Origin of the sequence: Pelomonas sp. KK5, from assembly GCF_001984095.1 — a bacterium.
In the GTDB taxonomy this organism is placed as follows: Bacteria; Pseudomonadota; Gammaproteobacteria; order Burkholderiales; family Burkholderiaceae_C; genus KK5.
In genome coordinates this window covers 1-24,873 of record NZ_LYVQ01000090.1, presented here as the reverse complement: position 1 = coordinate 24,873, position 24,873 = coordinate 1, and the positions used below count along the sequence as shown (strand labels likewise).

25 protein-coding genes and 3 pseudogenes are annotated in these 24,873 nt (G+C 63.9%); 18 read left to right on the top strand and 10 right to left on the bottom strand.

Annotation, left to right across the window (positions count from 1 at the left end; genetic code table 11):
* Positions 1 to 341: 341 nt before the first annotated feature.
* Positions 342 to 1,469 carry a helix-turn-helix transcriptional regulator gene (locus B0W88_RS15625; RefSeq protein ID WP_077035575.1) on the top strand — a complete coding sequence of 376 codons (1,128 nt, stop codon included), beginning with the start codon at positions 342 to 344 and terminating at the stop codon, positions 1,467 to 1,469.
* 423 nt (positions 1,470 to 1,892) lie between these two features.
* Entirely contained in the window at positions 1,893 to 3,437 is a 1,545-nt protein-coding gene (locus tag B0W88_RS35205; protein WP_077035574.1) for a methyl-accepting chemotaxis protein, read from the top strand.
* Between the two features lie 339 nt (positions 3,438 to 3,776).
* Here the strand turns inward: B0W88_RS35205 and B0W88_RS15615 are convergent, their stop codons facing one another.
* Positions 3,777 to 4,091, bottom strand: coding sequence for a hypothetical protein (locus B0W88_RS15615; RefSeq protein ID WP_077035573.1), 315 nt, complete (start codon positions 4,089 to 4,091; stop codon positions 3,777 to 3,779).
* Positions 4,092 to 4,668: 577 nt separating this feature from the next.
* Positions 4,669 to 4,881 (bottom strand): hypothetical protein, encoded by a 213-nt coding sequence (locus B0W88_RS15610; RefSeq protein ID WP_077035572.1) that lies wholly within the window; start codon positions 4,879 to 4,881, stop codon positions 4,669 to 4,671.
* 246 nt (positions 4,882 to 5,127) lie between these two features.
* On the opposite strand from B0W88_RS15610, the gene B0W88_RS15605 reads away from it, so the two are divergent.
* The gene (locus tag B0W88_RS15605) at positions 5,128 to 5,346 is read left to right on the top strand and encodes a hypothetical protein (RefSeq protein WP_077035571.1); all 219 of its coding nucleotides are present in this window, start codon (positions 5,128 to 5,130) and stop codon (positions 5,344 to 5,346) included.
* A 471-nt stretch (positions 5,347 to 5,817) separates the two neighbouring features.
* Here B0W88_RS15605 and B0W88_RS15600 read toward each other — a convergent pair whose 3' ends face one another.
* Both B0W88_RS15600 and B0W88_RS15595 read right to left on the bottom strand, forming a co-directional pair.
* A complete protein-coding gene (locus B0W88_RS15600; protein ID WP_077035570.1) occupies positions 5,818 to 7,380 on the bottom strand; it encodes a methyl-accepting chemotaxis protein in 1,563 nt (520 codons plus the stop codon).
* Positions 7,381 to 7,629: 249 nt separating this feature from the next.
* Complete coding sequence (locus B0W88_RS15595; RefSeq protein ID WP_158080867.1) at positions 7,630 to 8,679, bottom strand: cupin-like domain-containing protein; 1,050 nt, start codon at positions 8,677 to 8,679, stop codon at positions 7,630 to 7,632.
* Positions 8,680 to 8,803: 124 nt separating this feature from the next.
* On the opposite strand from B0W88_RS15595, the gene B0W88_RS33010 reads away from it, so the two are divergent.
* The 10 genes and pseudogenes from B0W88_RS33010 to B0W88_RS15550 all read left to right on the top strand — a co-directional run.
* Complete coding sequence (locus B0W88_RS33010) at positions 8,804 to 9,082, top strand: hypothetical protein (RefSeq protein WP_158080866.1); 279 nt, start codon at positions 8,804 to 8,806, stop codon at positions 9,080 to 9,082.
* On the top strand, positions 9,030 to 9,335 hold the full coding sequence (locus tag B0W88_RS15590; RefSeq protein ID WP_077035568.1) for a hypothetical protein: 306 nt from the start codon (positions 9,030 to 9,032) through the stop codon (positions 9,333 to 9,335). Before B0W88_RS33010 ends, B0W88_RS15590 begins: the two co-directional genes overlap by 53 nt.
* Before the next feature lie 119 nt (positions 9,336 to 9,454).
* Positions 9,455 to 9,895, top strand: a complete 441-nt coding sequence (locus B0W88_RS15585; protein ID WP_077035567.1) for a hypothetical protein — start codon at positions 9,455 to 9,457, stop codon at positions 9,893 to 9,895.
* A gap of 123 nt (positions 9,896 to 10,018) precedes the next feature.
* On the top strand, positions 10,019 to 10,432 hold the full coding sequence (locus B0W88_RS15580; protein WP_077035566.1) for a hypothetical protein: 414 nt from the start codon (positions 10,019 to 10,021) through the stop codon (positions 10,430 to 10,432).
* A gap of 278 nt (positions 10,433 to 10,710) precedes the next feature.
* Complete coding sequence (locus tag B0W88_RS15575) at positions 10,711 to 11,034, top strand: helix-turn-helix transcriptional regulator (RefSeq protein WP_077035565.1); 324 nt, start codon at positions 10,711 to 10,713, stop codon at positions 11,032 to 11,034.
* 24 nt (positions 11,035 to 11,058) lie between these two features.
* Positions 11,059 to 11,556 (top strand): ArsI/CadI family heavy metal resistance metalloenzyme, encoded by a 498-nt coding sequence (locus B0W88_RS15570; protein WP_077035564.1) that lies wholly within the window; start codon positions 11,059 to 11,061, stop codon positions 11,554 to 11,556.
* Positions 11,557 to 11,572: 16 nt separating this feature from the next.
* A complete protein-coding gene (locus B0W88_RS15565; protein WP_077035563.1) occupies positions 11,573 to 12,061 on the top strand; it encodes an arsenate reductase ArsC in 489 nt (162 codons plus the stop codon).
* Between the two features lie 13 nt (positions 12,062 to 12,074).
* On the top strand, positions 12,075 to 12,761 hold the full coding sequence (locus B0W88_RS15560) for an MIP/aquaporin family protein (protein ID WP_255378656.1): 687 nt from the start codon (positions 12,075 to 12,077) through the stop codon (positions 12,759 to 12,761).
* 2 nt (positions 12,762 to 12,763) lie between these two features.
* Entirely contained in the window at positions 12,764 to 13,297 is a 534-nt protein-coding gene (locus B0W88_RS15555) for an arsinothricin resistance N-acetyltransferase ArsN1 family B (protein WP_077035561.1), read from the top strand.
* A 65-nt stretch (positions 13,298 to 13,362) separates the two neighbouring features.
* A pseudogene (locus B0W88_RS15550) lies at positions 13,363 to 13,758 on the top strand (plasmid partitioning protein RepB C-terminal domain-containing protein); the annotation flags it as partial.
* Between the two features lie 85 nt (positions 13,759 to 13,843).
* Here B0W88_RS15550 and B0W88_RS15545 read toward each other — a convergent pair.
* A complete protein-coding gene (locus tag B0W88_RS15545) occupies positions 13,844 to 15,328 on the bottom strand; it encodes a methyl-accepting chemotaxis protein (RefSeq protein ID WP_077035559.1) in 1,485 nt (494 codons plus the stop codon).
* A gap of 694 nt (positions 15,329 to 16,022) precedes the next feature.
* Between B0W88_RS15545 and B0W88_RS15540 the strand changes: the two genes are divergently transcribed.
* Together B0W88_RS15540 and B0W88_RS15535 are read left to right on the top strand one after the other, a co-directional pair.
* On the top strand, positions 16,023 to 16,733 hold the full coding sequence (locus tag B0W88_RS15540) for an ABC transporter substrate-binding protein (protein ID WP_077035558.1): 711 nt from the start codon (positions 16,023 to 16,025) through the stop codon (positions 16,731 to 16,733).
* Between the two features lie 169 nt (positions 16,734 to 16,902).
* A complete protein-coding gene (locus tag B0W88_RS15535; protein ID WP_077035557.1) occupies positions 16,903 to 17,148 on the top strand; it encodes a hypothetical protein in 246 nt (81 codons plus the stop codon).
* A gap of 852 nt (positions 17,149 to 18,000) precedes the next feature.
* Here B0W88_RS15535 and B0W88_RS15530 read toward each other — a convergent pair.
* The 3 genes and pseudogenes from B0W88_RS15530 to B0W88_RS15520 all read right to left on the bottom strand — a co-directional run.
* On the bottom strand, positions 18,001 to 18,453 hold the full coding sequence (locus B0W88_RS15530; RefSeq protein ID WP_077035556.1) for a MarR family winged helix-turn-helix transcriptional regulator: 453 nt from the start codon (positions 18,451 to 18,453) through the stop codon (positions 18,001 to 18,003).
* 110 nt (positions 18,454 to 18,563) lie between these two features.
* A complete protein-coding gene (locus B0W88_RS15525) occupies positions 18,564 to 18,863 on the bottom strand; it encodes a hypothetical protein (protein WP_077035555.1) in 300 nt (99 codons plus the stop codon).
* Positions 18,864 to 19,370: 507 nt separating this feature from the next.
* Positions 19,371 to 19,802: pseudogene (locus tag B0W88_RS15520) on the bottom strand (transposase); the annotation flags it as partial.
* 278 nt (positions 19,803 to 20,080) lie between these two features.
* Here B0W88_RS15520 and B0W88_RS33000 point away from each other — a divergent pair.
* From B0W88_RS33000 to B0W88_RS15510, 3 genes are all read left to right on the top strand, one after another.
* Positions 20,081 to 20,884, top strand: a complete 804-nt coding sequence (locus tag B0W88_RS33000) for an amino acid ABC transporter substrate-binding protein (RefSeq protein WP_144006787.1) — start codon at positions 20,081 to 20,083, stop codon at positions 20,882 to 20,884.
* 172 nt (positions 20,885 to 21,056) lie between these two features.
* On the top strand, positions 21,057 to 21,863 hold the full coding sequence (locus tag B0W88_RS15515) for a transglutaminase family protein (protein ID WP_077035553.1): 807 nt from the start codon (positions 21,057 to 21,059) through the stop codon (positions 21,861 to 21,863).
* 51 nt (positions 21,864 to 21,914) lie between these two features.
* Positions 21,915 to 22,955, top strand: a complete 1,041-nt coding sequence (locus B0W88_RS15510) for a GGDEF domain-containing protein (RefSeq protein ID WP_083748812.1) — start codon at positions 21,915 to 21,917, stop codon at positions 22,953 to 22,955.
* Between the two features lie 702 nt (positions 22,956 to 23,657).
* Here the strand turns inward: B0W88_RS15510 and B0W88_RS15505 are convergent.
* Both B0W88_RS15505 and B0W88_RS33630 read right to left on the bottom strand, forming a co-directional pair.
* On the bottom strand, positions 23,658 to 23,882 hold the full coding sequence (locus B0W88_RS15505; RefSeq protein ID WP_077035551.1) for a hypothetical protein: 225 nt from the start codon (positions 23,880 to 23,882) through the stop codon (positions 23,658 to 23,660).
* Positions 23,883 to 24,169: 287 nt separating this feature from the next.
* A pseudogene (locus tag B0W88_RS33630) lies at positions 24,170 to 24,873 on the bottom strand (hypothetical protein); the annotation flags it as partial.

Below are 24,873 nucleotides of genomic sequence, written 5' to 3'. Positions count from 1 at the left end.
GGTCGTCGGTGCGGGCGGTGTCGGAGCGGGCGCAGGCGAAGGTGCGGAAGATCCGCCATCGCCGCCGCCACAAGCGGACAGCGACAGGGCCAGCACGGTGGCGGACATGAGGCGGAGGCGGGCGGTCGAGGTCGTGTTCATCTGCAATGTTCAGCGCCGGGCGCGTAGTGGGTTCGGCGCCATTCTGTTTTTGGGGGGTGGGCGTCCTCCTCATCCAAATGAATGAGGACCCACAGTTGCCACCGCCCGCCGCGTGACGTCTTGCACACGGTCAAAAATCCCTGTCCTAGAATCGCGCGGCATCAGGTTCCGTAGAGGACCGCTTCCGATCGAGAGGGCGAGTGGAGAACAGCAGCGCAGCCGAAGAATTCGACGACGTGGTGGCTGGCCTGTACGAGGCCGCCGTGCATCCTCAGCGCTGGCAGGCGTCGCTTTCCAAGCTCGCGGCTTGGAGCGGCTCAGACGTCTTCCATTTCCTGTGCTGGGACCCGATGGCGCAATCCGCGCCGTTCAACGTCTTCACCGAAGGCATTCCGCAGAGCAATATCGACATCTACAACCAGCACTACTGGTCCGTCGATCCACGACGCCGTTTGATCGACAACCTGTCCGTCGGTGAGATGACTGTCTGCCAGCACCACTTCTCGGACCGGTTCGTCTCCGGCAGCGAGTTCTTCCAGGACTACCTGTTGCCTGTCGTCGGCCAGCGCTACACCTGGTTCACGAGGCCGCTGATCGCGGGCAACCACGACGTGCTGCTCGCCATGATGCGCATGGACGATCGCGGCGCCTTCGGCGGCGGCGACATCCTGCGCTCGCGTCGGATGGTTCCCCATCTGCAGCGCGCGGTGAAGCTTTGGGTCGAGACGGAGCCCTTGAGAGAAGCAGGGGATGTCGGGCGCGAGGCGGCGGTGGCCGCAGGCCTGGCACTCTTCGGCCTCGACGGTGCCGGACGCATCGTGCATGCCAACGGCCATGCGGAGGCGATGCTGCGCGACGCCCAGCACTTGGTGCAGCGGGGCGCGGTGCTGCAGGCCGCGCATGACGGCGATGCGGCGCGTCTGCGCGAGACGCTGGCGAATGTCGGGGCAACGGGACTCGCGCAGCGCTTCTCGATCACCAGCCGCAGCGGCGAGCCGAACGCCTGCTTCCTCACGATCTCTGCCTTGCCGGCCGATGCACCCCTTCGCTCGAGGCTGGGTACCGCGAGAGTGCTCGTGATGGCTCGGCGGCCGGGCCATGCGGTGTTGCCGGCGAACGAGCAGTTGGCCAGCCTCTTCGGGCTCACGCGGGCCGAGAGCGCTGTGGCCCTTGCATTGGCCAGCGGGAGGACGCCTGACGAATATGCGAGCGAAGCCGGTGTAGGAATCAGCACCGTCCGGACCCACATGCGTGCCGTCTTCGACAAGACCTACACGCGACGACAAGCGGACCTGGTGCGCTTGCTGCTATTGCTTCAGCACGGTTGAAGGCTGTGCTGCACTTCCCACAGGTATGGCCGGGTCGCAAATGCGCCGGGCTTCAGCAGTGCGGTCAGCCTACCGCCCACTAGTTCGATGGAAACCCCACTTCCTGCATAGCGGAGCTCCTGCAGATTCCGCTCTGACGCGCCTCGACTGCCAGCGGTTGGTGTAGGAGAGAAGACGGTTCTGTGTGAATGGCTTGTTCAAGGACCGCTACGAGGTCGTTGTCAGCGATTTCCTACAGCACGCAACCAAGGGAGAGTCTGAGAATCCTCTTGGCTCCCAGCATTGCTCCAGTCGATGTGGACCCTATAAAACGTCAAGCGCACTTGGCGTTACCCATGACGAGCATCAGCCGGCTGCTTGCGCTGTCCGGCGGCGAAGCGAGGGCCATCAAGATCTAGCGATATCCAGCACAGGGAGTAGCACATGGAGTTCATCAAGAACATCAGGATCGGTAGGCGCCTCACGATGGGCTTCGGCATCCTGCTTGCGATGCTGTTGATCGTGGGCGGCGTAGGGGCTATGGGCGTGAGCCGAGTTCACGATGCGACAACTGATCTGGCAAATAACTGGTTGTTGGCCACCCGATCTCTAGGCGACTATGAAGCCGCCCTATCCAACATTCGACGCGGCGAGGCCCTGACGTTGTTGGCCAAGTCAGCCGAAGATGTCGATCAGCAGGCTCGCCGCATTCTCGATTCAAAAGCGAAAGCGGCAGAGGCTTGGAAGCGGTATGCCGCAACCATCGATCCAGGCGAAGAGCAAAAGATCGCCAAAGCTGTTGTCGCGGCACAGGACGCCTACTACGCCGATCTCGACAGGGCACTCTCTGTATCAAAGTCCGGCGACAGGGTCGCCGCTGAAGACATGTTCCGCAACGCGACCCGCAAATCGTTCGATGCCACCATCGAGGCGATCAATGCAGACGTCGAATTCCAATCCGCAGGCGGTGTTCGTGCTTACGAGGATTCGAGCAAGGCCTACAACAGGACGTGGGCGACGATGGTGATCGTGGCCCTCTCGGCCGCCCTGGTTACCGTCGCCATCGCCTGGCTTTTGAGTACGTCGATTGTGCGGCCCATCAACGCTGCTGTGAAGATTGCAGAAACCGTGGCTTCCGGCGATCTGAGCTCCGAAATTGAGGCCGACTCGCTCGACGAAGCTGGCCAGCTGCTCCGTGCATTGAAGAATATGAACGGCGCATTGGTCACGATCGTCAGCCGTGTGCGCGACAGCTCGGACTCCATCGCGACCGGCTCGGCCCAGATTGCGGCTGGCAATGCGGATCTCAGCCAGCGCACCGAGGCGCAAGCCAGCAACCTTCAGCAGACTGCAGCCTCGATGGAAGAGCTGACAGCGACCGTCAAGCAGAACGCGGAAACAGCCAAGCAAGCCTCTGCGCTAGCGGGCAGCGCAGCTGAGGCAGCGGAACAGGGCGGCAGCGTGGTCGGTCGCGTTGTTGCGACCATGCGGGAGATCAATGAGAGCTCAACGCGGATTGCCGACATCATCGGCGTCGTCGACGGCATCGCATTCCAGACGAACATCCTGGCGCTGAATGCTGCCGTTGAGGCGGCGCGAGCCGGTGAGCAAGGTCGTGGCTTTGCGGTCGTAGCTGGTGAGGTGCGCTCCTTGGCTCAACGGAGTGCGCAAGCTGCCCGTGAGGTCAAGGGCCTGATTGCGACGAGCGTTGAGAAGGTCGAGGCAGGATCGACGCTCGTTGACGACGCTGGCCGTTCGATGGGGGCGATTGTTTCCCAGGTGAAGCGGGTGACCGGACTGATATCGGAGATCAGCACATCCAGCGATGAGCAGAGTCGCGGAATAGGACAAGTTGGCGAAGCCATCGTCCAACTGGACCAAGTAACTCAGCAAAACGCAGCGCTCGTAGAGCAAAGTGCGGCGGCAGCTGAAAGCCTCAAGCAGCAGTCCGAGCGACTCTCGGACGCCGTAGCCGGTTTTAGGCTGTAAGGGTCCAATCCGGCAATTGGTCGAGCCGACCGCTTTCGGGGGTCTTGCTTGGCCTTGTTCGTCGTTTGCAGCGGGTCATGACCAGCTACCGGGTCCCGGCCGCAAGCTGGCGGCCGCGAAGTGCCGGTCCGAAGCTGTCATCGGTCCCAGAACTTCGCAGGCGTTAGCAGAACGAAGCGCGGACGGGGCCGAGGAACCTCGTCGCCGCAAACCGGTCGATCAGGAACGCGTCGTCACGGCCGGATCTGCGTCATAGGCCGGCGCACCACAAGAAGCAGGCCAGACGACAGGGAAAGCCAGGCGGTCATCGGGCTACGAGACGATCGCGCCGGTCGATCGTCACACGTCCTGCCTGGATTCCAGATTTTCCGTGCGCGCGCCATCGTCGAAGTGCACGCTGACGGCTGAAACCGTGTTCAGCATCAGTGTCGCGACCACGCCCGCAGTAGGCAGCAATATGCAGCCCAGCAGGGTATAGGCCAGGACGCTGTCCGATGCGTTAAACGTCTGCCCGCCGCTCGCGCTGGCGGAACCGAAGCGCCAACCGAGATGCCACACCAAGAAGCGCGCGAAGCAAGCCGAAGCCAGAACCCCCGACCCAGCCACGATCGGAAAAGCGAATCGGTGCTGCAGAAGCGTCAAACGGCTGGTCATGATGCGACTTCCCACTGGTTTCTTCTCTTTCGCGCTGCCGGCGCTCGATGACCGGCCCGGGACCTTTCATGGCGACGGATCGCGAGCCGTGCATGGCAATTCACATGCCTTCGCTGCTCGCGTTGTGAACTCATTCTCTGAGAAGCACCAAGTGCTGCCGAGTGCGTAGTTCACGGGCAGTTCAACCGGCGCGCCAAGGTGACACCGAGCACGTCCGGCCCAAGGGTGTCGCGTGACCGCTCGCGACGCTACGGGCATCAGTCGGATCGCACGCTGCAAGCATCGATCACCTCGGGTACTTTTGGCTTGGCTACGACTGGCGCGATCCTGTCTCGGCCTGTGCCACCCGCAATTCTGGTCACGGAAAGGTCGATCGGACTGCAACCTGCCCTCCTGAACCCAGTCCAAATCGGGGCTCGCACACGCCTTGGCACGTCCAAGATCAGACGATCCCTGCGCCAGCCGCGTGGACGACCCGACAGTTCCGCGCAATTGCCAGCGATCCACCGACCGCGGCCAAAGCAGGCTGTTGTGCCTGACCGATCGATTCAAGGGCGGCGTCATGCCACCGTCGACACTAGCCCTGCACGCGCGATTTGACGGCGCCCTGCCGCACTCGGTCTTCCAGACGGGTCACCACGCGCCGCCCATCGGCCAGCGGTGCCGTGATCAAGCCCTTCGCCTGTAAGCTGAGTTGCACGGCCTCGTCGACCTGTTTGCCGCCAACGGCAGAGGGGATGAAGTAAATGCCGCCTTTCTCGACAGCCGTCAACACGATCTCTTCGCTCATGGACTATTTGTCGCTCGGTCAAACTCCAAAGGGGGATCGCATGCTTCAAGCATCGAGACGGCACCTGAAATATCCTCGCAAGCTCAATGCCCCCCGACCATCCCAATGAGCACTGCCGGCGACCACCCGCATTGACTATTCCTGAGCGCTTTCGCCTTCTGCCTGTGCGAGGGCATCGGCGGGGCGATCCTTGGCGCCTACACGAGGAGCCCTGACGTCATCGTCGCGACGTGCCTCGTCGCCCGCGTGCCGGTGTTCTCCGAAGCGCCGCCAAGCGAGACAGGCCGTCAGGGATTCGTTCAGGAGGCGGTCCTGGCGGACCACCCGATTCTGTCCGCGCACGAGGTCTACGCCTGCGGCAAACCGCTGATGGGCGACACGGCCCGCAGCGCCTTCCGAGACAGGGCCGGACTGGCGGACCATCGCTTCTTCAGCGACGCCTTCGTGTTCCGGCCGGTTGCATGACGCGGCCGGAGGGCGCGGGAACTCAGGACTTGTCCGGCGACCAGTTCGGGCTTTAACTGCCCAGCGTCGCCGCGGAACGGAGTTTCCACGGGTTGTTTGTACTTCCTGGACGACAGCTTCAGGGTAGTGAGTTCAGTAGATCGAATGTCGCAGATGGGTCGCAGCCGGTATCGACATTCCGATGCACCGGGCCGTGCCGCCAGTCCTCGAAAGAGTCCGGGGGCAACTTCGCCAGTGGCATCGTGGTAAAGCCTCGGAAGCAACGTGAACACTGGACGCGCAGCGTGCACCATCTAAATGAAGAACCGGGCCTTCCAGGCCCGGTTCTTCATTCTCGCCCCGACGGACCCAAGGCGCCCGCGTAGGTCGTCACCGAGACGACCGATGCAGCGTCGTCAGCTTTCTCGGGCATCCTGCGAGGCTCTAGTAGCCTCGGAAGCGGTGCCTTGGTAGGGCCCAAGAACCCGGAGCTCAGCGCGTCCGCGCCAGCGAGAACACGGCGACGATCTCTGAGAGCTTGGCCGCCTGGTGCTTCAGGCTTTCCGCAGCTGCGGCGCTCTCCTCAACCAGCGACGCGTTTTGCTGCGTGACTCGGTCGAGCTGATTCACGGCATCGGCCACCTGCGAGATGCCCTTGCTCTGCTCGCTGCTCGAGGACCCGATCTCGTCGATGAGATCACTGGCTCGCGACACCTGCGTGACGATGTTCGCCATTGACTGACCGGCGCTTTCGACCAGGCGCGATCCCGCATCGACCTTCTCGGTGCTGGCCGCAATTAGTTGCTTGATCTCGCGAGCTGCCTGGCTCGAACGCTGGGCCAGCGAACGGACCTCGCTGGCCACGACCGCGAAGCCCCTTCCCTGCTCGCCGGCACGGGCCGCCTCCACTGCGGCATTCAAGGCCAGGATGTTGGTCTGGAAGGCGATGCCATCGATGACGCCAACGATATCCGCCACCTTGCCGGAGGCCTGGGCGATCTGCGCCATCGTGGCCACGACTTCGCTGACGACCTGGGCGCCGTCCGAGGCCGCCTGCGCGGCGCCCTTGGTGATCTGGGTCGCGGCGGTGGCGGTCTCGGCGTTCTGACGCACCGTGGAGGTCAGCTCTTCCATGGAGGCCGCGGTCTGCTCCAGGTTGCTGGCCTGCTCTTCCGTGCGCTGGCTGAGGTCGGCATTGCCGACAGCGATCTGCGAGGAACCGGTCGCGATCGAGTCGGAGGACAGGCGCACCTGGGTGACGATGCCGGCCAGGCTGTCGTTCATCTTCTTGAGCGCGCGAAGCAACTGGCCGACCTCGTCGGACTCGGTCGAGTCCACAACGGTCGTGAGGTTGCCGGATGCCACTGTCTCCGCAACCTCCACGGCCCGCGCGATCGGCCCCGTGATCGAGCGTGCGATGAACCACGCCAGCAATGCACCGGCCGCCATCGCGCCAAGCACCAGCGCCACGATCAGTACCCTCGACTGGAAGAAGACGTCCCGCGACGTAGCCACAGCGCCTTGGCCGCCCTTGTTCTGGAACTCCATGTCCGCACGGATCGCGGCCACCAACTCGTTAAAGCTCTTGTTCGAGCCGCCCACGTACATCGCCGCAGCCTGCTCGCGCGGATTCCCGTCGCCAGCCGGCGCCTGCAACTGCTTCTGCAGGTCGTCGTAGTAGCGTTTTTGCGCGGCATTGATCGCCGCGGCCAGCCCCTTCTCCTCTTCGCCGTCAATCATCGGCGCATAGACGTTCCATGCCTTGTCGGCGATGCCCTGGCGCTTGCCAATCGCCTTGACTTGCTCCGCGATCTCGCTTGCGTCTGACGTCATTGCAAGGCGGGCTTGCGAACGACGGATGTCGTACACGGCAATCGCATACTCGCCGAGCGCGCTTGCCGAAGGCAGCCAGTTGGTCGCCAGATCCTCGGCCGACTCGTTCTCGTGGGAAAGTGCCAGAAGCGCAGACAGTCCGACGGCCAGCGTTAGCGCGAGCACGCCCGTGAAGGCAAGGGCTAGTCGAGGTGCGATCTTGAGTCGGGACAGAACAGTCATGGAATTCGGGGAGTGAAGTCAGGCAGCTCGCGCCACGGGCGCCGGCCGGACCATAAGCCCAAATCGGTAACTCAAGAGGTCACGCCGGCGCGCCGCGTGACCATTTCACGCGCAGCCAGGGCCTGCCGTGCGATTGACGGATCAAGCGGCGCGACGACCTGTCTCTCCCTCTCGTGACCGCCGGTTGGGCGACGGGTGACCACTGCTAGGTCGGCTAGCGAATGAAGACCGGCCCGGAAGGGCCGTCGTTCACCAGTTCCCGATAGTGGGATTCTGGTAGTCGAACTCGTTGGGGACATCGAGATTCGTGTACGAGAACGACATGCTCAGTTCCAGCGAGCTGACTTGATGCCACCAGCCCAGCGGCAGGAAAAGCGTGTCGCCAGGCTCCAGCACGGTCTCAAGCACGGTGGCCCGGCGCAACAGCGGGTAGCGTTCGTAGTCCGGCGCGTCCAGGTTGATGGGGCTGAAAACGCCCATCCGGTTGTAGAGCAGCGGCGTCTGCAGCGGCGAGATGAAGCGCCATCGCTTGCGCCCGAGTACCTGGGTGTGGAAGAGCATCAGCTTGTCGTGATGCAGTGGCGTATGCGTGCCGCCGGGGCCGAACCACAAGGACGCCGCCGTCGGTAGCAGGGCGGGATCGCACAGGGGCGGCATGCGGCCAATGTCCGCCAGGAGCGGCAGGAACTCCGGACGGCGCAGCATCTCGTCATTGGCCGTGAGGTAGTGGTCGTTCGTCTCGCCGCCCTGGACGACGCGCTCCACGAACTCCGCCACGCGCATTCGCTTGCGCAGCGAGGCCTTGTTCTGCTCGAAGAGCGCATCGCTATTGCGGCCAAGCTGCACGTCCACTTCCAGCTGCCCGAAGCGCTCGCTCAGGTCCTGCGGCGACCAGCGGCGCATGGCCGGCCAATCCTCCGCCACGTCCTGCAAGACCACCGGCCGGCAGCCCTTCACGTATCGCTCGAGCAACTCTTCCCGCGAGACGCCGCGGCGCTTCTCGATCACGCGGTAACCGGGATCGCTCTCCCACACCTTCTGCATATTCGAGACCACGGACTCCAGCTTGCGCAGCATCTGCTGGTGCCGGCGCGCCGCCTGGAAGACAGGATCCTGCTCGATCTGCGAGATGGCTGCTGCGCTCAGCGCTTCATCCTGGCCCGCGGCCACCATGGCAGCGAGCATCGATTCGGGAGAAGAGTTCCAGAGCCGGTTCTCCGCCACCCATTGCAGCCAATCGGGCGCGAGTTGAAGCAGCGCGTTCGGTCGGGGCGGCGGGGGAATCGGGTGGTCGGGCATGCGCGGCATCGTACCGACGCCGAGGAAGACTGTTGGCCGACAGACGGTGTCGAGTCTGGCAACGCTGAACTGATGCCCCTTCCCCACCCGAGTGACGCCGCAACGAGTGGCCGAATGGGAGCACGTGGAGCTGGGCGAAGGGACGTGGTTCGTCCCCGAGGCGAAAACCAAGGAGAAGCAGTCGGACCTGACCGTCTACCTTTCCCCGTTCGCGCTCGCTCAGTTCCAGCGACTGCACGCCATCACCGGCAAGACTTGCTGGCGCTTCCTGCCCATCCATCACCACCTGTATGCGCGCTGCCTGGTGGCCTCCGCTACCCTGCGCGCAATGATCCAACACGAGGCGAGCCATGGACAGCAGCGATACGGAGCAACTTCAGGTGCTGACACAGCGGGTTCTTGACCTGGCCAAGACTGTAGTCACGATCAGGGCCGAACTCGACGCCATGCGCTTGCTCTGCACGGGATACTTTGCCGTCGCCGCAAGTGACCCGGCGTTCAGTGCGCGCCTGGCTGTCACCCTTCAGGCGGTTTTTGATGCCGATGCCGCTCTGGCGCTGAACAGCGAGGTTCCTGACGACATGCTGCAGGCGCGCTCCGATTGGCTCAAGCACCTCACCCCACCCCACCTGCGGACGGGGTTGCGCTTCCCCTAGCCCGCTAGCCCTTAGGCCTGCAACCACGTACCCCAAGCGCAGCACGCATGCTGGTGGCAGGCTGGCGTCATCCACAATTCGCGGTGACGACTCATCCTGACCAATGATGGGGAGGCCTCATGGCAGCATGGCACTTCGACCTGTGGCTGATTCCAATTGACCAAACGCTGCCGCTGGCAACTTTGAAGGACTTTCGCGCACCGCCCCTTCCCCGCGAAAGCCTGACCATCGCGAAGGATCGGCTGAACGCGGCCCTGCCGCCAATGCGGCCACTGGCGTCACGCTGGACGATCTACGGTGACCCCGACGCCAGCATGATTGAGCTGTATGCCGAGGAGTCCCACACCGAGGTCTGGGCCAGGATCGACGCACGGCAGGATTCGGATCGCTTTTGCATGGTGCTTTGCGATCTCGCAGGAGCCCTGGCTTGCCAGCTGTACCTTGCAGAGGCTGATCAGGTAATCGAGCCTCGGCGTCGTCACTTGCACATGGCATTGATGCAGTCGTCAGCCTGGACATTTGCGCTCGATCCAGTCGCCTACCTCGACGGTCGCCGCTGACTTCGCCATCAGCCCTTTGACCGTGGCATGGCCAAGGTGCAGGTACGGTGATCCGGATACCCGATGCGAGGCTTGGCTATAAGCAGGCTCTTGCCACTTCCGCGGGCCTCGGTCCGAACCATCATGGCTCTCAATCGCCGATGCGTCGCATGCGGTCAGTGCTTTGACGTCCGGCCGCAGGTTCCCGATCAACGCTACTGCCCAAGCCCGCCTTGCCAGCGCGAGCGCCGAAAGCTCTGGCAGCAGTCGCGCAGGCGCACGGACCCGGACTACCGGGACAACCAGCTCAGGGCGCAGGCCGCATGGCTGGCACGAAACCCGGACTACTGGAAATGCTATCGCGAGAGCCATCCGGACTACGTCCAGCGCAACAGGCAACAGCAGCGCCGCAAGGCCCAGCAGCAAGGCTCTATGGCTTCGGATGTCGCAGCAGCCGGGCTATTCATGATGTACGTTATCAGTCCCATCGCCCTTGCAAAGATGGACGCGTGCCTTCTGGTAAAGCTGGTTCCCGTGTCCGGCCTTACCCGGCCTTGAAGACGCTTGCAAAGAGAGTACGCGCTTCTCCGCGAGCCGTCCCTTTGATACCTTGAGCACCTTGTCGCCCAGCGCCACGCTGGGTACCTGAAGGACGTGCTCACGCGGCTACCGACCCAGCGCGCCGCCGACATCGGCGCCCTGCTGCCGCATCGGTGGGCCGCGGCTAGAGCCAGGACTGTGGTTGCCGCGAGCCGCACCGCCCTGGCGCCTACCTGAGAGCCTGCCCGCTGCCTGGCTTGTTTGCATCATTACAACTTTTATTGTAATGTTGAGCCATGAACAAGACCACGGCACTCACAGCCCTCGGCGCTCTGGCGCATCCCATCCGCCTTGATGCCTTCCGTGCCCTCGTCGTAGCCGGCCAGTCCGGCCTGACGCCGGGCGCGCTCGTCGAGATGCTGGACATCGCCTATGCCAAGCTCGGCTTCCACCTCAAGGAGCTGGGCGAGGCCGGGCTCGTGACCTCCGAGCAGTCGGGTCGTCACGTCATCTACCGCGCCGCCTACCCGCAGATGGATGCATTGCTGAACTACCTGACCGAGAACTGCTGCCAGGGCGCCGCCTGCGAGGTCACGCCCGGTGCCACGTCTTGCTGCTGATCGCCTCACCTTGAAGGAAACCCCATGAAGCGCTTCCATGTTCACGCCCACGTCGAAGACCTGAAGGCCAGCATTGCCTTCTACTCGGCGCTCTTCGGTGCAGCACCTACCCGCGTCGAAGGCGACTATGCCAAGTGGATGTTGGATGACCCGCGCATCAACTTCGCCATCTCCACCCGCGGCGGCAAGCCGGGTGTCGACCACCTCGGCATCCAGACCGACACCGGGGAGGAACTGGTGGAGCTGAAAAGCCGCGCGAAGGCGGCCGACATGGCCCTGCTGGACGAAGGCGAGACCACCTGCTGCTACGCCCACAGCGACAAATACTGGCTGACCGATCCGCAGGGCATCGCCTGGGAGCAGTTCCATACCCTCGGCAGCATCCCCGTCTTCAGCCAGGGGCAGCCGGTGGCCGCTGAGGCAGCCGAACCCCCATCGGCATGCTGTATCGGGGAAGCGCCCAAGGCCAAGGTCAGCAAGGGCATCGCGATCCCGGTCAAGGCCGCGTCGTCGTGCTGCTGAATCGAAGGACTGCCCTGTGACAACGAATGTTCTGATCCTCTGCACCCACAACTCGGCGCGCAGCGCGCTGGCCGAGGGCATGCTGAATCACTGGGCCGGCAAGCTGGACAAGAACGTGCGCGCCTTCAGCGCCGGCAGCATGCCTAGCGGCCGTATCAATCCCTACGCGCTGACTGCCCTGGCCAACGCAGGCGTGGACACCACCGGCATGCGCTCCAAGAGCTGGGACGAGTTCGCGGGCTCGAATGCGCCCGAGATGCAAATCGTCATCACCGTCTGCGACAGCGCCGCGGCGGAGCAATGTCCGTACTGGCCGGGCAGCCCGGTCAAGGTCCATTGGGGCTACGCCGACCCGTCCAATGCACCCGAAGGTCAGAAGGCGCAGGCCTTCGAGCTGACGCGGCAGGCCATCGGCTACCGGATGCTGCAGCTGCTTGCGCTGCCGCTGGGGGCCATGAGCCAGTCCGAACTGCAGGTGGCGTTGAGCGCCATCTCGAAGGGCTGACGTGAACCGCTCCCTGTCTCGGCGAATGCTCGCTGAAGGCCTCGGCACGATGCTGCTGCTTGCCGTGGTCATCGGCTCCGGCATCATGGGAGAGCGCCTGGCCGGCGGCAACGTCGCCATCGCACTGCTGGCGAACACGATGGCGACGGTGGGTGGTCTATACGTGCTGATCGAAGTGTTCGGGCCGGCCAGCGGCGCGCACTTTAATCCCGCGGTGTCGCTCGTGATGGTGGCCCGTCGGCAACTTCCGTGGAGCGATCTGGGACCCTACATCGGCGCTCAGTTGCTGGGCGCGCTCCTCGGTGCCTGGCTGGCTCATGCGATGTTCGAGCTGCCGTTGATGGAGCTGTCGACGAAGGTACGCGCAGGCCCGGGTCAATGGCTGGCCGAGGGGGCGGCCACCTTCGGCCTGCTGCTGGTGATCCTGCGAGCGCCGCAGCAACGGGCGGCCGCGATGGTGGCTGCGTACATTGGCGCGGCCTACTGGTTCACGGCGTCGACCTCGTTCGCCAATCCGGCTGCGGTCTTCGGCCGCATGTTTAGCGACAGCTTCGCAGGCATTGCGCCGGCGAGTGCCATGAACTTCATCGTCGCCGAACTCGCCGGCGCCGCGCTTGGCGTGCTTGCGCACCAGGCGCTCGGTGCTCCCGCCCCTGCGAGCCCGAAGACCGAGGCGCCGCTACGGCCCGAAAGAGGATAGCCATGGGGATTCGTGTCGCCACGCCCGATGATGCTCACGCCATCGCGGGCATCTACGAACCCATCGTGAGCCACACGGCCATCTCCTTCGAGCTGGAGGCGCCCAGCGTAGAGCAGATGCGTGACCGCATCCAGGCCACGCTGCAGACCCTGCCTTGGCTGGTCAGCGTGGACGAGCATGGACGGGTGAATGGTTACGTGTACGCCAGCCGGGACCGCGAGCGGCCCGCATACCAATGGGCCGTCGACACCACAGCTTACGTGCGCGAAGACGCTCGGGGCCAGGGCATCGGCAAGAGCCTCTACATTGAACTGAAGAGCGTGCTGGCCCGCCTGGGGTACTTCCAGGCCTTCGCCGGCATCGCCTTGCCGAATGCCGCGAGCATCGCGCTGCACGAGTCCGTCGGCTTCACGTCCATCGGCGTGTATCGCAGCGTCGGCTTCAAGCTCGGGCAATGGCGGGACGTTGGCTGGTGGCAGTGCGGGCTGCGACAGATGAGCCTGCCGCAGACGCTGCCACAGCCGTTCACCTGCTAAAGCACCCAGACCTTTGACTGAGGTCTCCAAGATGACTTGCCCGGACGCCTACGGCGGAACATCTCCGTGCACCGAAGCGAGCCAGGCCATCCCAGGGCTTGTCCGCAGAGCAGCTTGCCAGGATGGAACGTGAGATGTCGAGCTTGCAGGCGCACTACAAGGACGTCGAGCATGATTACGGGCAGGACGTCCTCACATTTGTCGTGGTGCGTGGGTACATCTCGAAGCTAACGGCCAAGGCGTCGATTGCCCGATTTCTGAAGTCGAAAGTCCCTGACGTCTTCGAACAGTTCATGTTGATTTCGAATACGCTGTGCCTCGATGACACCGGGAGCCTGGGCGATGCCGCGCCAGAGAGAGGCGAGCTGAGCGCCGGCGCCGAAATCCTGCCTGCGGTAAAACCAAAGGCATTAAGCGGGCAGCGCGTCGGTCTCGAAGCTCGTAGAAGCCCTCAGCGCTGAAGTCGCCAAGCTGAGTCGGCATCGACCTACAGCATGAGAGCCCTCGCGACTTCTTGATCGTCACGCACTCTCCCTCGGCTCTGATTCAGCGGGCGCCCTGTCGCGTGGGCGCAATCAGGCGCTTCAGTCCATGAGACATGTCCACCAGGCGCGTTGCCGTCTGGGAGGTCTGCGTGGAACTGGCTTCAGTTTCACGGGCCGCCCTGGCGGTATGCGATAGCGCATCGTTGAGCTGCGCGGCTGCCGTCGCCTGTTGCTGGGTCGACAGTTCGATCTGGCGCGCCGCATCGTTGGTCCTTACGACCATCGCACCGATGTCGACGAAGGCAGCCGTGACAGAGCCGAACTGGCTGACGCCAGCGTCGACGGCCTCGGAGCCGACCTGGGTAGCCCGCATGGTGGCATCGACCGCCCCCCGCACCTCCTCGATCTGCTGCCGGACCCCCTTGGTCGTTGCAGACATGCGGTCGGCCAGCTTGCGGACTTCGTCCGCAACCACGCCAAACCGCCGGCCATGCTCGCCGGCGCCAATGGCTTCGATCGTGGCGTTGGTGGCCAGTATGTTGGTCTGATCGGCCAGTTCGACGACCAGGTCAAGGATCGCGTCGATCTGGCGAGATTTCCGCCCTAGGTTCAGCATGTGCTCGACCACCAGGCGAATCTGCTCCCGCATGCTGTGTATCGAAGCGTCTGCGGCCTGCAGCAGTTGGTCCCCTGAACGTGCCGCACCTGCCGTTCGACCGGCAATGTCGACAACGTGCAGAGCGCTCTCGCTGATCTCGCGCGAGGTCTGCATCAGCTCCGCGGTGGTCGCTGCCACTTGGGCCATTGCCGTGCTCGTCTCACGGGCCCCGGTCGATTGCTGGAGCGATGCCGCCTGCAGCTCGGTCGAGGAGCGCTGAACCTCGTCGACCGCTGCGCCGATCTGCGACTTCAGCGAATGGGCCAGGGTCATGCCGGCGCCGCAGACCAACAACAGGCCGATCACGGTGCCCCAGGTGATCGCCATACGGATACCGGAAGCCGCGGACTCGACCACTGCGGCGCGCTGCTGCAGCAGCGCCTCCTCCGCCCTGTCGACCTCACCGAACACCAGTCGAAGATCGTCCATCAGCCGCTTGCCTTCGCCGCTGCGGATCGAGCGCAGGCTTGCTTCCAGACCGGCCGACCGGCGCTCCTCGATGCGCGCGGCGTGCAGCTTCATGATCGCTGCGATCTGGCCTGCTGCCTGCACCACCAGCCGAGACTGGCTCGGGTTGTCCACTACCAGCCGCTGCAGCTCCGCCACCAGGCGCGGGATGTCGGAATGAGCAGCGTTGTAGGGTTCCAGGTAGTCATCGGCGCCTGTCAGCACGAAACCTCGCTGACCGGTCTCGGCATCCTTCAGGGCACTGAGCAGGTCCCCGATGTGGTTCAACACCTCATGAGAATGAGCGACCTCGTAGCTGGTACGCGTCAGCGTCCGGACGCCTTGGTAGGACGACACACCGACGAGCAGGAGTATCAGAAAGGACAGGCCAAAGCCGAGGGCCAGCTTCTTTCCGAAAGTCCACATGCCGAAGATCAACATCTGCGTTTCTCCCAGGGTTTGATGTACTTGCACTCGCGCTGAGGGCGGTGCTCTCGGAGCAAACGATGCGACGTCTGCATTGACTTGTAGAGCTCACAGGCGTCGCTCCGCTGCCCCCAACGGGCCTCAACCAGGTCGGCCGCCTGTCGCACTTGCATCGGTGGGACAGAGCAACGCTGCAGCCGCCGACAGAATTCGCGGCGCGCGAACGCGCGGTGAAGACCCGCGCACGAGGCCGCAGCGCACGCAGCAGGAGGCGTGCAGCATGTCCATGGCCCTGGGCGCGGCCGGTTGAATAGGCCGGCCGGCGGAGCAACTGGTTTTCAGCGTGCCTGCACGACAGGCCGCTTTCCCGAGGTCATGTCTGCCTGAACCAACACGCCAGCTTCCGGCTTGTGCATCGCTCGACTCCCTGCAACCAGTCTATGCCATCTCAAGCGCGGTCCCTCCAATCCGATGCTCGGCCTGCGGCTCGGCCGTCTGAGACCTTCCGCCGGAATGCCCTTCAGGCCGAAGTCAATCAGTGTGGCGCATCACGAGACGCGCTGGTGCCTGAGATCTGGTCTCACCGCAACCCGCAGCGGTTGGAGCAGCGAGCCATGGCCCCTACTCGCGCAACGTTCCCAGAGCCGCACACGGATAGACTCGAAGCCCGGCCAGCCACGGGACCAACTCAATGCCAAGAATCCCGGCAATGCTTGTCGCGCCGGTCGTTGCGCTGCAAATGGCGCTCGCGCCTGCGGCGCCACTAACAGTGCTCAAGCTCTGCGTGTCGGGCCAGCCCACGACGCCGGAGGGCATCGGCGTTTTTCACCAGCGGGTACTGGCGGCTGCCAGGCCTCTGGATCTCGACATCGAGCACTACGCCGCTCCCCGGGCAAGGTGCCTGCAGGACACCCGCACCGGCAAGGCCGATGCGCTGATCGGAGTCTTCTCGCCCGACCGACAAACCTGGCTCGCCTATCCGACACGCAACGGTCAGCTCTCACCCGACCTTGCCGTCGGGAACATCCAGATAAGAATCTACCGCCGAGTTGGAACGAAGGTCGACTGGGACGGACGCAACCTGACGGGTCTGGACGGCCAGCCACTTGGCCTGAAATTCGGCAGCTCCTACGGTACCGGGCTCGCGGGGCTTGGCGTTCCGCTGGATGAAAGAGCCATGACGAACGAGCAGTTGGTCGCAAAGCTGATCCGGGGCCGCGTCGGTGCCGTGCTGTTGACCGACGAAGCGATCCAGTTGGTCAGCGCCTTGCCTTCCGGGCAGATCGAATCGCTACCTCGGCCATATGGCACGATGCAGCTCTATCTCGCCGTGAACCGGGACTTTGAGCGCACCCATTCCGACCTGGTGCAAGCGCTGTGGGCCAGCTTGGCCGAAAAGCCCGAGCGCAGTCGTCGCTAGAGGCTGACTGCACGGATCCACACCTGCCGACTGGCAGCCGAATTGCGCGAACGAACAACGCCACAGAATGAGCTGACCCAGGTCAGCGGCACTGTTACGAAGACTCTCCATTCGGCCTCCACTTGATGAACCTGCAGCGGCATACTTGCCTGCGCAAGGAGGAAACGCCATGGCATCAAAGACCAACGAGCTTGAGGTCAGCCCGGCCGACAGGCGGGATTTCGATCGCGTTTTCCTGGCGGACCGCGATGGTCAGCGCGGGGTTCTGGTCTGGGAAGGCGTGGCGAGCGGGGCAGGCAGCGCCAGCCCGCAATTGCAGGTTGCACGACGCGAGCTGCATGTGGTCTGTGATGACCCTCTCGACGAAATGACGGTGGCTCGGGTCCGCGCTTCGCTGGGGTTGGCAGGCGTGTAGCGCTCGACCGTCCGGCTCGGTCAAGACCTGCCTTCTTCAGGAGGCCCTCAGCCCGGCTGTCAGGGCCCATGGACATGCAGAGCAGCACTGAATGGCTGGGCGCCCCTGGCCGGCTTCGCTGAGGACTCACGAATTCGCCTTGCTCGGCCCATTCCGGTCCTGACGGCGGCGCAGCGCGCATCTCACCAGCAGCAGTCCTGCACCCGCCGTATCGGGGATGTGTAGTGACGCCGTCCTGCCCAGAATCGTGGCGCGTCACTTGCGCGCTTCACGAACAACAGAGATTGCGCGGCTCATCGTGCAAGCCGACGCCCAAGCTTGTACCAATGGGCGGGCAGTCCGTGGCGCGCCAGGTCCAATAGGCCGGCCGGTACCGTTGGATGCCCATTCCGGACCAACGCGACGACGTCACTCGAGCAATAGCTGCGCGGTCCCTGGGCCTCCTGCAGTCTGTGCCCCTTGGCATTGGCCAAAACAGCTGTGGTAACACTGTTCTGCAGCAGGACAAACGACAGAACGAGTTCGTGCTCGCGAGAGTTCACCGGGGCTAGGAGCCCCGCGATCTGTTGGTTGTCGATTGGCCGCTCCGAGCGCAATGCCGAAACCAGGCCATCAAGCGTCCAGGTTCTTGCCATCGTGTCGTCAGGCCACACCTTTGGCGGCCAGGATGCAGACGTCCAAGGATACCTTGCGACCACGATGAGCACTCAGCACGGACAAATGCGGCGGCATGGATAGACCATCAGCCCCCAGACGACAGCAGATCGCAGATGGTGAATGCGGCAGTCTGCAAGGCATTGTCCCTATCGAAGTTCTGGCAGGCTGGAGCCATTTTCAGGGGCGGTACCAAGTCTATCCAGGTCCCGTAGGCAGGGCGCCGTCAACGATCTTCCCGAGCAAGCGGATGAGCGTGGCCCGTTCCTCGGGACTTAGTAACCGCCCCAGTTCGTCGTCCATCGGGCCACGCAGGGCCGAGGCCTGCAGCGCAAGGTTTCGTCCTTGTGTCGTCAGCACCAGCGGCTGCCACTGACGGCGCAAGTCCGACTCCACTGACTCGACTAGTTTGCGAAGTTTGAGACGAGCGACCAACGTCGACACGTTCGACTTTGGCATCATCATCGCCTGGCTCAGCTGCGCAGACATCAACTCCTCGTTTGCGAGCAGCAGCAGGAGCACATTGAACTCTGGGCGCGAGAGGCCGAGTGGCACAGCCACATGTCGATCGAAGAGCGCCCGGCCAACCAGTCGCGCACGACTGATGGACCCGAGCAGCGAATGAAGGTCATCGACGTCAATAGATTCCATGGATCAGATGGGTAGACCTCGAAGGGGGTTGAGCCGGCATGTCCAGCGCAACGCAGACGTTACCAGCGGACACGTGCGTCACATGGAAACCCAACTTCCAAACGCGCAGCCTATGGAAACCGCAAACGCTCCTGCAGGTGGGTCGGCGTCAAGCGTTGTAGCCATTTCGAACGCTCCTGCAGCAACTCGTCCGACAATTCGCTGTTAAGCCATAGAACTTCGTCAGCGTCGAACACAGCCTGCAAGGTCTGGACGAGGCGAGTCTCCACGTCAGGATCGCTTGCAACCACTGCGAAGAGGCCCATATGAAGCAAGCGCAACGCATCGAGTTCCGCCCTGGCAGCCAGCAGCGCCCGGGATAGCTCCAATGTGAGCTGAGTCAGGTTCCTGAGGTGCTCTTGGTCGTCCATCGAAGTGGCTCTCGATCCAGATTTCGAATCCCGAGGTTAGCCGAGAATCACAGCCCTTCCGATTCCGGGCTCTGGTCACACTCAATGGTCGCTCTGCGGATGACGCGCTGCAAGGCACTACTTCGGTTACCGGTCGTCTCTAGCCGTTTAGGTTTGTCCGACATCTGCCCGGCGAGCAAGACACTGCCAGGCGCACTGCCAGCCTGAGGGCAGGTGTCGGATAAACCTCGAGGGAGGAAGCCGCGGCGACCGTGGTGATGGTTGTCGAAGGCTATGGCGATTCGACGCGGCGACGCCGCTGACGTTGTGCGTTAGCCCGAGCGCTCTTGAGCGACGATTGGATCGTGCCGACGGTCCGAGCGGCGGTGGTAACGACGAACAAGACCTCGAACCCGATGATGCTGGCCGTCTCGGCTGCTCGCGTATGTGGATAGCGCAGGCTCGCACTGCGCCGGCATCTACAGGGCAAGGACAGGTGCGCGCAGTGAGACTCGATGGATCTGTTGATCATGCTCTGCCGACTCCAAGCGGCGGCGCGCGGATCGACGGGCGCTCGCGCAGGAGAACCTCCACGACGACCAGCGCTCGGCCGCAGTGCCAGCAAGTGAAGGTCGGCAGGCGTCGCGATGGTTCGCTGGGCAGAACCTCTACGGGGACCTCCAACGCCGCACGGGCCCGCGCCAGGCAATCTCGGCGATTGCCGTTGGCCAGCAGTCCGTAGTGACGGATCCGGTGGAAGCCCGTAGGCAGCACATGCAGCAGGAAGCGACGCATGAACTCCTGCGGCTGCAAGGTCATGGTCTTGTGGCGCACCTTCCCCTTGGCATCGGCCTTGGCTCTGTAGTCCTTCCAGCGGAACGTCACACCGCGCGGATCCAGCGCGACGAGCCTGCTGTTGGAGATGGCCACGCGATGGGTGTAGCGCGACAGGTAGGCCATCAGGCCAATCCCAAGAGCTGCAGGCGCCCTCGAGAACATTGCAGAGGGCATGGACCAGAACAGCGGCGTGCTCGCTGCCATGTCGATGAAGGCGACGCAAAGTTCCGTCGCGGTTCGCGCTGGCGCAAGCTGCGACGCGCGCAAGGCCGTTGGGGGTGTCGATGCTTGCCGGGTCCTCCACCAAGCCCAAGAGCCAGGCACCTGGGCGGATGCGCCAGGCGGGTCTAACATGCGCTGGACCGACCTTGACCCGCTCGCCTCAACGCTCCAGGTACGTCATGCGTCGATATTTGCCAATCATTGCACTGCTGCTGTCAGACATCGCGCTTGCCGCCGACGCGCCCGCGTGCCCGAACCCGCTGCGGATTGGATTCCACGACAGCGCGATACCTCCCATGCTGAACGGCCACGGCTCATCCTTCGAGGATCCGCCTGGGTGGCAGGTCGAGGCCGTAAACGATGCGCTTCAACGCCTCGGGTGCAAGGCTGAACTGCTGAGGCTACCCAGCCGACGCCTGAGCACATGGCTCGTTCAGGGCCGGATCGAATTCGCCCTGTTCCTTGGTGCCACACCGCAGCGCATGTCCGGCATGAGGTTTCCACTCGATGGCCGAGGACGGCCCGATGCCTCGTGGGCGCCTCTTCTCGGCACCCTCGCTCTCTTCGGTCGGCGCGGAAGCACACCGGACCCGGCATGGAATGGATCGGTCCTGCCTGCCGGTACGCGTGTCGGCGTCGTGTCCGGCTCGCTGCAGGAGACCGTCGCCCGTGAGCGAGGATGGTCGATCGTGCCGATCAGTACCTACGATCTAGCGTTTGGCATGCTGGATGCGAATCGCTTTGACCTCCTTCTAAGCCCGGCGCCCCGCGAGACATTGCTGCCGGAGCAGCGCGCGGGTCTCGTCGAGTGGGCCCCCGCGGCGGCGCAGGTGCCATTCTTCGCGCCCGCCTCCCCCGCCATAGTTCGTAACCGCCCCGCATGGGTCAACGATTTCTGGCATGGCCTGTGTCGGGCAGTCCGCCGGTACGCACCCAATGCGCGGCCCGTCGAGTGTGGTGTCAAGCTTCTCGCATCGCCATGACCTTGGCGCAGTCAATCCATGGCTGCAGGCTCAGCGCGGCGACGTCGGCAGGGTGCGATTCGCCCGGTCGTGGCACTCACTGAGGTACCGCGCCCGAGTACGTGCGGTCCAAGGGGGCGCATGGCGCAGAAGAAGAGGTGTATGCAGCGCAATTGAGGCGCATGATGGTCCAATGAAGATTCGCATTGGATTCGAGATCGCCTACCGGCTTCCCCAGGCCACGCCCATGATCCTGGCGCTCAACGTCCATCATTCCAGAGTGGGGGATCTCAGGCGTCCGGACCATCTAATGACCAGTCCGTCTGTCACGACCAGCGGGTACCGCGACCTCTTCGGCAACTGGTGCACGCGCCTGGTCGCGCCAGCAGGACGCTTCGTCGTGAGCTCGGATACGATGATCCACGATAGTGGTGTACCGGACACCGTCGCCGCCACGCTGCAGCAGATTCACGTCGAGCGCCTGCCAGAGTCGACGTTGGTCTATCTACTCGGCAGCCGTTATTGTGAGACCGATCTGCTTTCCGACTTCGCCTGGAAGCAGTTCGGAAACGGCCCGACGGGATGGCAACGCGTACAGGCGGTCTGTGACTACGTCCATCGGCACATCGAGTTCGGCTACCAGCATGCTCGGCGCACCCGGTCCGCCTTCGAGGCGTTCAACGAGGGTCGAGGCGTGTGCCGGGACTACGCCCACCTCGCCATCACCCTGTGCCGCTGCTTGAACATTCCGGCACGTTACTGCACCGGCTACCTCGGCGACATCGGCGTGCCGCCGCCTGACGGACCGATGGACTTCGCAGGATGGTTCGAGGCGTTCCTGGGTGACGACTGGTACACGTTCGACGCCCGCAACAACGTGCCCCGCATCGGCCGCGTCCTGATGGCAAGAGGTCGCGATGCCAGCGACGTCGCGCTCTCGAATACGTTCGGCCCCAACGACCTGGACGGATTCAAGGTCTGGTGCGATGAGGTGCATTGACCTTGCCCCGCTTGCGCGCGTCGCGTCATTACATCCGCTGGCGAGGTAGCGATGAAGCGAAGCTCCAGGACCCCTCGGCCGCCGAAGCCAACGACTGCGACCAAGACGGGCGTATCGACGGCCGAGCGCGACGAGTTGCGGCGTCAGGGTGCCAAGGCCGCGGCGCGGGGAGAGCACTCGATATCCAACCCCATGGGCGCCCATGCAAACATGCCGGACTCCACCGGCGAGTCGCAGGATACATGGCAGTTCAGGAAGGAGGCCTGGCAGCACGGGCATGATTCCCAGTCCCAGTCCAAGGCAATCGACGGAAGACGGATCGGGCCGGGTACGCAGGCCGGCTCCGTCAACGCGGCGACCGACCGGCCGACGAGCCCTGCCTCCGACGATCTGGCGATGCTGGTCGACGAAACCCGCAGGGCCCGTGAGACTCTTTCGGCGCTTCAAGAGGACATCGCGTGGGCACGCAGCGACGAAGGCTTGCGCACGCTCGCCGCGATGGTGCAGGAGAACAGGCGTCTGCAGGAAGAGCTTTGGGCCCAGCACGGCAGGGCCGCACTGGCAGCAGACTCCGCTCATGCTGCGCTGCAGGATGCGGTACTTGCCTCGGAGACTGATCCGCTGACACGGCTGCCCAACCGCACGGTCCTGTGGGATCGCCTGGCGCACGACCTCGCGCTGGCAAAGCGCCAGGGCACTTCGCTTGCGGTCCTGTTCCTGGACCTGGACGGCCTCAAGCAGGTCAATGATCGCTTCGGTCACGACATTGGCGATCTGCTGTTGCAGCATGTCGCCGGCATCCTGACGGCCGGCATGCGAGCCAGCGATACGGTGTGCCGAACGGGAGGGGATGAATTTGTCATCGTTGCAAGCCTTGCCTCTGGAAGCGACCTGGAAGCACTGACACGCAAGATCGAAGCGGCTGTCGCCGAGCCATGCACCTTAGGCGGGCACCTGATCTCGCCGGGCGTGAGCATAGGATCCGCCGTCTTCCCCGACGATGGAGACCAGTCGGAGGCGCTTGTACACATCGCCGATGCAGCCATGTACCGGGTCAAGCGTATTCGCCGCTCTAGCAGCCGTCCGGTGTGAATTCGCAGCGACGGCCTCATCGCTCAAGGCTCTGGCCCAAAGCTGCGCTACGACACGACAGCCCATCAACACGACGAGCCGCCTCATGTATACGCCAAGCGCTAGATCTCCATCCGCGCGCATAGGCAGCCCTTTCAAAGGCCGCGCCGCCAGAGGCAGCTATCGGGCTACAGGATTGATAGGCGGACTGACTGGTGTGGGTCGTCAGCCGGTATCGGGCCGGTGCCGGCCATTATGTGCAGACCCCAGCTATGGATAGTTCCGCGCCGAGAGCGCTCGGATAGCCGATGACGACGAACATCCGGAGCATGTGGCCGCTTCACATAATCACAGCCTCTTCAAGAACTTCAGCAGCGAGCCGGATGCGCTGAATCGCCTGGATGCCGAGTCACGGTCTTGCAGCCTTTTCCAGTGTCTTCGCCGTCATGGCCAGGTTGGGCTCAGTCGTACTGATGCATGGTCGGCGGGCTCTCGTGGAGGTCAAGACGAACTCGGGAAGTGAAGTCGTCGCCGGCCCCTTCCGACCACGAACTTTTGTCCAGTGAAATTCGTCGTTAGGCCGAGATTCCCCAGCATTGATGCGGCCTGGACCGCTGCGACACCGCCCACCTACTCATAATTGGGGTCTACACATAATGGCCGTTGGATAGCTATCCATAACGGCCAAGTCCCGACTTCCACCAACGGCCGCTTGGAGGCAATTCACCGTATCACCGTATCAGGCGGCTCACCCAACAACTCGTCGACTTCGTGATGCTCGTGAAGCGCTTGGCGCGACGCGTCCAGACCGCCGTCCTCCATCAGTAGATGGACGTGCAGGTATCGCTCCTCGGCCATCGCATGAGCCATCAGCTCGATCTTCAACTGCAGGAACAGAAACTCACGCGCCGCCACGTTGCCAGGTGATGCCGTGAGCTTCCGGCGCATGTCGCGTTGCAGGTCGTGGCGTCGCGGATAGCATCGATGATCATGAGCGGGGTTCCGGGTCGCCGAGCTCTGGTATGGGTGGCGCTCAACTTCACTTCCCGCTCGTATGCAGCTTGTCGCGACAGACATCAGTCCACCTATACCCCAACTGACCATGCTCGCGCCACCGGAGGCCGGACAGGGGCGTGCGAGGCCTGCACGAAGGCACGAGCCCCTGACCCCGAAAGGAATGATCGTCTCTTCAGCCCCTTTCCCTGCCACCCGGCAAGCGACGCTGCAGTTCGTCCTCAATCCTTGCAGAACGTGACGTAGCTGGTGTGGCCGGAGTCGTCCGTCTCGCCGTCGGTGAGCTTGCGGCTTGTGGACAGCGCGACCAGGTACGAGCAGGCCGGCCAGGTCGAGATGTCGAGATGGAAGGTGCCGGCGGCGCCGCGGGGCACGTTGCCGGACGGCAGCGCCGGGATGCCGCCGGGCACCGACGCCGAGGTGGAGATGCCCAGGCTCCAGGCGGCCAGCAGTTCATGGTCGGTGGTGTACTGGATGTCGAGCGCGGTGCTCAGGCCCGAGCAGGGCGAGTTGCCCGCGCCGCTGAACTGCAGCAGGCCGAGCAGGTTCACGTCCGACCAGTTGTTGATGAAGAGGTTCTCCAGCTCGTTGGTGAGCGTGGGCGTGGACGCGGTCGCGCCCGCTACCGGCTCGGCCTGGAAGGCGATGCGCACCTTCCTGCCCGACTCCGGCGTGGCCACGGCATTGCCCGCGCCGTTGCCCGGCGCGAGACCGCCGGGCACGATGCTGCTCGAATCGAGGCGCAGCAAGGGGCCGGAGAAGCCGCCGTTGGTGGCGCCGGGATCGATGGGCACCCAGCCGTCGGCATCGGGGACCATGATGGCCGGCGGGATCGGGCCCCAGGGCACATTGGGCGGCAATGCGGGGGCGGGCGTGGGCGGCGCCACGGTCCCGGGAGGCGCGCCGAACGGGGCCACGTAGATGT

Bases quoted from the DNA above. Each gene is read 5' to 3' on its own strand.
- B0W88_RS35205 (WP_077035574.1), top strand. From the start codon at position 1,893: ATGGAGTTCATCAAGAACATCAGGATCGGTAGGCGCCTCACGATGGGC.
- B0W88_RS15615 (WP_077035573.1), bottom strand. From the start codon at position 4,091: ATGACCAGCCGTTTGACGCTTCTGCAGCACCGATTCGCTTTTCCGATC.
- B0W88_RS15610 (WP_077035572.1), bottom strand. From the start codon at position 4,881: ATGAGCGAAGAGATCGTGTTGACGGCTGTCGAGAAAGGCGGCATTTAC.
- B0W88_RS15600 (WP_077035570.1), bottom strand. From the start codon at position 7,380: ATGACTGTTCTGTCCCGACTCAAGATCGCACCTCGACTAGCCCTTGCC.
- B0W88_RS15595 (WP_158080867.1), bottom strand. From the start codon at position 8,679: ATGCCCGACCACCCGATTCCCCCGCCGCCCCGACCGAACGCGCTGCTT.
- B0W88_RS15590 (WP_077035568.1), top strand. From the start codon at position 9,030: ATGGACAGCAGCGATACGGAGCAACTTCAGGTGCTGACACAGCGGGTT.
- B0W88_RS15585 (WP_077035567.1), top strand. From the start codon at position 9,455: ATGGCAGCATGGCACTTCGACCTGTGGCTGATTCCAATTGACCAAACG.
- B0W88_RS15580 (WP_077035566.1), top strand. From the start codon at position 10,019: ATGGCTCTCAATCGCCGATGCGTCGCATGCGGTCAGTGCTTTGACGTC.
- B0W88_RS15575 (WP_077035565.1), top strand. From the start codon at position 10,711: ATGAACAAGACCACGGCACTCACAGCCCTCGGCGCTCTGGCGCATCCC.
- B0W88_RS15570 (WP_077035564.1), top strand. From the start codon at position 11,059: ATGAAGCGCTTCCATGTTCACGCCCACGTCGAAGACCTGAAGGCCAGC.
- B0W88_RS15555 (WP_077035561.1), top strand. From the start codon at position 12,764: ATGGGGATTCGTGTCGCCACGCCCGATGATGCTCACGCCATCGCGGGC.
- B0W88_RS15545 (WP_077035559.1), bottom strand. From the start codon at position 15,328: ATGTTGATCTTCGGCATGTGGACTTTCGGAAAGAAGCTGGCCCTCGGC.
- B0W88_RS15540 (WP_077035558.1), top strand. From the start codon at position 16,023: ATGCTTGTCGCGCCGGTCGTTGCGCTGCAAATGGCGCTCGCGCCTGCG.
- B0W88_RS15535 (WP_077035557.1), top strand. From the start codon at position 16,903: ATGGCATCAAAGACCAACGAGCTTGAGGTCAGCCCGGCCGACAGGCGG.
- B0W88_RS15530 (WP_077035556.1), bottom strand. From the start codon at position 18,453: ATGGAATCTATTGACGTCGATGACCTTCATTCGCTGCTCGGGTCCATC.
- B0W88_RS15525 (WP_077035555.1), bottom strand. From the start codon at position 18,863: ATGGACGACCAAGAGCACCTCAGGAACCTGACTCAGCTCACATTGGAG.
- B0W88_RS33000 (WP_144006787.1), top strand. From the start codon at position 20,081: ATGCGTCGATATTTGCCAATCATTGCACTGCTGCTGTCAGACATCGCG.
- B0W88_RS15515 (WP_077035553.1), top strand. From the start codon at position 21,057: ATGAAGATTCGCATTGGATTCGAGATCGCCTACCGGCTTCCCCAGGCC.
- B0W88_RS15510 (WP_083748812.1), top strand. From the start codon at position 21,915: ATGAAGCGAAGCTCCAGGACCCCTCGGCCGCCGAAGCCAACGACTGCG.
- B0W88_RS15505 (WP_077035551.1), bottom strand. From the start codon at position 23,882: ATGCGCCGGAAGCTCACGGCATCACCTGGCAACGTGGCGGCGCGTGAG.